General features: G+C 39.5%; 4 protein-coding genes. 3 read left to right on the forward strand and 1 reads right to left on the reverse strand.

The features are described 5' to 3' along the window. The 3 genes from hppD to SE27_RS12605 all read left to right on the forward strand — a co-directional run. Nucleotides 1–976 (forward strand): 4-hydroxyphenylpyruvate dioxygenase (gene hppD, locus SE27_RS12595; RefSeq protein ID WP_455550002.1); only part of this gene is annotated, 976 nt, incomplete at its 5' end. Between the two features lie 175 nt (nucleotides 977–1,151). Further along, entirely contained in the window at nucleotides 1,152–2,552 is a 1,401-nt protein-coding gene (locus SE27_RS12600; protein ID WP_039624147.1) for an amino acid permease, read from the forward strand. A gap of 31 nt (nucleotides 2,553–2,583) precedes the next feature. Next, entirely contained in the window at nucleotides 2,584–3,795 is a 1,212-nt protein-coding gene (locus SE27_RS12605) for an amino acid aminotransferase (RefSeq protein WP_039624149.1), read from the forward strand. Between the two features lie 301 nt (nucleotides 3,796–4,096). On the opposite strand, the gene SE27_RS12610 is transcribed toward SE27_RS12605, so the two are convergent. After that, nucleotides 4,097–5,299 (reverse strand): tyrosine-type recombinase/integrase, encoded by a 1,203-nt coding sequence (locus tag SE27_RS12610; RefSeq protein WP_039624151.1) that lies wholly within the window; start codon nucleotides 5,297–5,299, stop codon nucleotides 4,097–4,099. Between the last annotated feature and the right edge of the window lie 634 nt (nucleotides 5,300–5,933).

Raw genomic sequence — 5,933 nt, forward strand, 5'->3', positions numbered from 1 at the left:
TCAGACCATTGGTTTTAGCCCCGTCGCGAAACATAAATCTAAAAATATTTATTTATGGCGTCAAGGTAACATTAATATTATTCTAAATTATCAACCTGAATCTCATGCCGCTTATTTTTTCAAAGAGCATGGTCCTTCGGCCTGTGCCATGGGTTTTAGAACCAAAGATGCCGCCAAAGCATTCAATAAAGCCGTTGAGTTAGGCGCAGAACCACTTTACTCAAAGATTGGTCCAATGGAATTAAATATTCCTGCCATTAAAGGAATTGGCGGCTCACCGATCTTCTTGGTCGATCGTGATATCTATCAAAACGATTTTGTATTTTTTGAGGATGTCGATTTACATCCTGTCGGTACCGGTTTAAAAGAAATCGATCATCTCACCCATAATGTCTATCGTGGTCGTATGCAGTATTGGTCAGATTTTTATGGAAAAATCTTTAATTTCCAAGAAATCCGTTATTTTGATATTAAAGGCGAATATACCGGCCTGACCTCTAAAGCTTTAACCGCGCCAGATGGGAAAATTCGTATTCCATTGAATGAAGACTCAGCCAAAGGTAATGGTCAAATTGCTGAATTTTTAACGCAGTTTAATGGCGAAGGTATTCAACATATCGCCTTTATTACCGATGATCTGATTGGCACATGGGATAAGTTAAAAGCGCTGGGGGCTAAGTTTATGACGCCACCGCCAAATACTTACTATGAAATGCTGCCAGAGCGCTTACCCAATCATGGTGAGCCGACTGAGGAATTGCAAAAGCGCGGTATTTTATTAGATGGTAATACCCAAAATGACGATAAACGTCTGCTGTTGCAAATTTTTTCTGAAAATATGCTCGGTCCGGTATTTTTTGAATTTATTCAACGTAAAGATGATGATGGCTTTGGTGAAGGTAACTTTAAAGCGCTGTTTGAATCGATTGAACGTGATCAAATTAAACGTGGCGTACTGGACATCTCAAACGCCTAATTTGGGTTTAATGCTGTAATGACCGTTATTTTCCATGCACATCTTTTAGTCTGTGCATGGAAAAATGCGGGTTGATGCTCACCACTTTAATACTACTTACGATAATGCTCAGATGATTCAAAAATAATAACTTTCAAAATAAAGAGCACGATCTCAACATGGATGATGATAGAACATGCAGCACACTGAACAAGGAAGCCTTCAAAAAGGTTTAAGTAACCGTCACATCCAACTCATCGCCTTAGGCGGCTCTATCGGTACCGGATTATTTCTCGGTATTGCCCAAACCATTAAACTGGCCGGCCCTTCTGCTATTTTGGGTTATGCCATTGCTGGACTCATCGCTTTTTTAATGATGCGGCAATTGGGTGAAATGATTGTTGAAGAGCCGGTCAGTGGCTCTTTTAGTCATTTTGCCTACAAATACTGGGGCAAGTTTGCAGGCTTTATGTCGGGCTGGAACTACTGGGTTTTAAATATTTTAGTTTGCATGGCTGAACTCAGTGCCATAGGCTTGTATATTCACTATTGGTGGCCTGAAATTCCAACGTGGGTCTCTGCCTTGGGTTTCTTTATTTTTATCAATGCAATTAACCTACTACATGTGAAATTATTTGGTGAGATGGAGTTTTGGCTCTCGATTATCAAAGTCTTGGCCATTATTGCCATGATCGCCTTTGGTAGTTATTTACTGGCCAGTGGCAGTGGTGGCACACAATCCTCGCTGCAGAACTTATGGGAATTGGGCGGATTTTTCCCCAATGGCGTCATGGGTCTAGTCATGGCCATGGCGATGATTATGTTTGCTTTTGGGGGCATTGAGTTGGTTGGAATTGCCGCGGCTGAAACCGACAATCCAAAAGAGACGCTGCCTAAAGCTATTAATCAAATTGTTTATCGCGTGCTGTTATTTTATATCTTAAGCTTGGTGGTGATTTTATCGCTCTATCCATGGAATCAAATGGCACAAGGCGGTAGCCCTTTTGTGCTGATTTTTGACTCGTTGGGCAATCAAACCGTGGCCACTGTTTTAAATTTCGTGGTGCTGACTGCGGCTGTTTCAGTCTATAACAGTACCAATTATTGTACCAGCCGTATGCTATTGGGTTTAGCGCAACAAGGCAACGCACCTAAAATATTGAGCAAGATTAATCGTCGCGGCATTCCCGTCAATGCGGTCATGGTTTCGGCTTTTTTCACCTTACTCTGTGTCTTGGTCAATTATTTATTTCCTGAAAAAGCCTTTAGTTTACTGATGATGTTGGTGGTTGCCGCGATTGTGATTAACTGGGTGGTGATTTCTTATACCCACTTAAAATTTAAAAAACGTATGAACCAAATGAAAGTAAGTACTCGATTTCCAAGTATTGCTTATCCATTTACCAATTATTTATGTATCCTGTTTATGTGCGGTATTTTATTGATTATGAGCCTAACGCCAGACATGCGTATTGCGGTACTGATGTTACCGATATGGGTTTTATTTCTAGCCATTGCTTACTTCTTTAAAACGAAACAGAGTGCAACTCATCCAGCATTAGCCAAAGATGAAATGCAGTCTATTTCCAAGACTTGATTGTTTACTCTATATAATGAAGGATGTATTTATGTTCCAACATGTTGACACGTATGCAGGTGATCCGATTCTTTCGTTGATGGAAGAATTTGGTAAAGATGAACGGACACCCAAAGTCAATTTAAGTATTGGGCTGTATTACAATGAGGATAATATTGTTCCTCAATTAAATGCCATTCAAGCTGCCTATAAAAATATTGAAGCCAGTAATGATCAGGTTAAACTTTATTTACCGATGGATGGTTTAAAACCATATAACCAAGCCACTCAGACCCTTCTTTTGGGGGAACATAGCCCCGCGCGTGCGCAGGGTCGTGCCGTGACCATTCAAACCTTAGGCGGTTCTGGTGCGCTTAAAGTCGGTGCCGATTTCTTAAAAAAATACTTCCCAGAATCTGATGTTTGGGTCAGTCAGCCGACGTGGGAAAATCATATTGCCATTTTTAATGGCGCAGGCATTGAATCGCATTTCTATCCTTATTTTGATGCCGAAACCAATGGCGTTAACGTCGCTGCGATGCTGGAAAAATTAAATACCCTTCCGGCTAAAAGTATTGTGCTGTTACATCCGTGCTGCCATAACCCAACCGGTGCAGATTTAACGCCAGCTGAATGGGATCAAGTGATTGCGGTATTAAAAAAACAAGATTTAATCCCTTTTTTAGATATTGCCTATCAAGGCTTTGGTCAAGGTTTAGCAGAAGATGCCTACGCCATTCGTGCGCTCGATCAAGCTGGAATGAATTTTATTGTCAGTAATTCATTCTCTAAAATTTTCTCGTTGTATGGCGAGCGTATTGGCGGCTTAACCTTTGTTTGTGATGATCAAGCCACTGCACAAAAAGTTTTGGGCCAACTCAAAGCCACAGTACGCCGCATTTACTCAAGTCCACCGACCACCGGCGCCTTGTTGGTTAACAACGTGCTCAGTGATCACGCACTAACAACGCTATGGACTGCTGAATTGACACAAATGCGGGAACGTATTATGCAGATGCGTCAAATTTTAGAAAACAAACTCAGCCAAGCTTTACCTGAACGTGACTTTAGTTATTTGGTCAAACAACAAGGTATGTTTAGTTATACTGGCTTAAGTGCTGAACAGGCAGATCTGTTAAAGAACCAATATGCCATTTATCTGCTGCGCAGTGGTCGCATGTGTGTTGCCGGCTTAAATTTAAGTAATATTGATTATGTCGCTGAATCTATTGCAGAAGTGATCAAAGCTACTGCTGCAGTTTAATGCTCAGCTGCCATTTTAAGTTTATTTAATCAGGTGCTAGCCTTTCATTTAAGGGCTAGCATTGCTGTAAATGCTTAATAGAAAGCATTGATATGAGCACCACTCAAAATTCTTCTCCTCTAAAATTTTATACTGATCAGTAGAAGCATAAAGCTTATCCCGATAAGATATAAACTCTGTATTAATCAAGATTTTCGCTCCGCCAAGCTACGCCATAATGTGGATAAATCAACATCCTGTTCAATACGCTGCTTAGCAAGTGTATTTTTAAAAAATAAACTGTAGCAACTTGCTACATTTTTTATGCCGCATTAACCAAATAATTGGCCCACCACTGCATCATTTCATGTCGATGGGTTAAATATTTCGCATGATTATAGCTGGCTCGGGTTTTATCTTTATCGGTATGTGAAAGTTGAGCCTCAATCCAAGAGTGAGGAAATAATCCCGACTCATTTAAAATCGTGCTCAGTGTCGAACGTAAGCCATGGGAAGATAGTTGATTTTTTTCATAGCCCATACGCCGAATCACACTGTTTAAGGTATTAAAATGTAAAGGTTGATTGGCTTGCCTAGGACTCGAAAATACATACTTCTCCCCTGCTGACCATTGCAATGCAGATTGGACTATTTCCAATGCCTGATCAGATAATGGAATTAAATAATCAGGAATATCAAAGCCCAAAACAACTTTACGCCTAAACTGCTTCACATTTTTTGCAGGGATACGCCAGACTTTATGCTCTAAATCGAAGTGTTGATGTTCTGCAGCCAAAATCTCAGCTCCACGTACACCGGTATATAATTTAAGCCACAATGCCTTTTTAATAATGGGGTGTGTATTTACACGACTCAGTCGCTGTATGAAGATAGTGAGTTCTTCAGGTTTTAAATAAGGATAATTTTGCTTAATTTTTTTGGTGATTAATACCTTATGCAAACCAGCGGCAATATTGTATTCACAATAGCCCATCGCAACAGCATATTCATATAACTGATTTAAGTAACTACAGGCTTTATTGACCGGCTCTTTTACGCCGCGCGCTTCAATATCGCGAATCACATTCACCAGATCAAAACGTTTAATCTGATGAAATGGATAGTCTTTTAGCTGCGGTAAGATATCAGTAGACAAACTTTTGTGTGCTAATTGCACGACCCCACAACGCGGCTCATCCTCTAAAGCGTTTCTCTTTTTAAAGCTTAACCACTCTGCTGCAACCTGTGAAAATAAAAGTACTGTCTTTGTTTTTGGATCGCCTTCGGGGTCTGTAGCAATACGTTTTCGTTCATCTCTGTTCGCTCTTGCTTGTTTGAGGCTCATTGCAGGGAAATTCCCCAGTTTTACCCGCGAGCGCTTATGCGTGAACAGCACCACAAAGCGATAACTCCATGATTTGTTTCCATTGGGTTCAACTTTTAGACTTAAACCATCTTCATCTGCCAAGAAATAGATTTTTTCCTTCGGCTTGGCTTGTCGGGCTTTTTGTTCAGTTAAACTCATGCAAGATTGATTTTGAATACAATGGATAATTGTACACACTAACTGGGTTTTATTTAAATAGCAATATCTGTATGTGATGCGTATCATACGCATCATATAAAGATATTAAGTGATTGATTATAATATCATAAAAATAAAGTTAAACCATCCAAGTAACCAGTTTAGGTACCTATTAAAGAATTAAAAATTTAAGCCGATGTATTGGATGCCGTCAAAACAATGAGCCTATACAGAATCTTTGTTCATAAAATCTAAAAGAGAGCAAATTTAATAGATTTACCCAGAACAACGCTGATGAAAGTAAAAATTGCTTTGATTGATTGGCAGCAGAGATGAACTCATCAATTGATAGACTCATTCAGAAGCTAAACTTAGTAACGATATGCTAAACCCTATACTTGATTCAGAGAGCTTTATGCTATGGCATGAGATAAGGGCTATTGAAAGCTAAGCAAATCATAGATGGGTAAAAATAAAATATATTATCAAGCACTTAAGCATAAAATATTGAACACCGCGCTTTTTTTTTCCTGAAAATACTTTGCGCATATTTTAAACGAAATCAATCGTACGCTGATGTAAAGGATCATTTTTAGCTGTTTAATTGAGCTGTGCTAATCGATCTACACGTTGA

It is taken from the genome of Acinetobacter harbinensis, from assembly GCF_000816495.1.
Lineage (GTDB): Bacteria > Pseudomonadota > Gammaproteobacteria > Pseudomonadales > Moraxellaceae > Acinetobacter > Acinetobacter harbinensis.

Bases quoted from the DNA above. Each gene is read 5' to 3' on its own strand.
- SE27_RS12600 (WP_039624147.1), top strand. From the start codon at position 1,152: ATGCAGCACACTGAACAAGGAAGCCTTCAAAAAGGTTTAAGTAACCGT.
- SE27_RS12605 (WP_039624149.1), top strand. From the start codon at position 2,584: ATGTTCCAACATGTTGACACGTATGCAGGTGATCCGATTCTTTCGTTG.
- SE27_RS12610 (WP_039624151.1), bottom strand. From the start codon at position 5,299: ATGAGTTTAACTGAACAAAAAGCCCGACAAGCCAAGCCGAAGGAAAAA.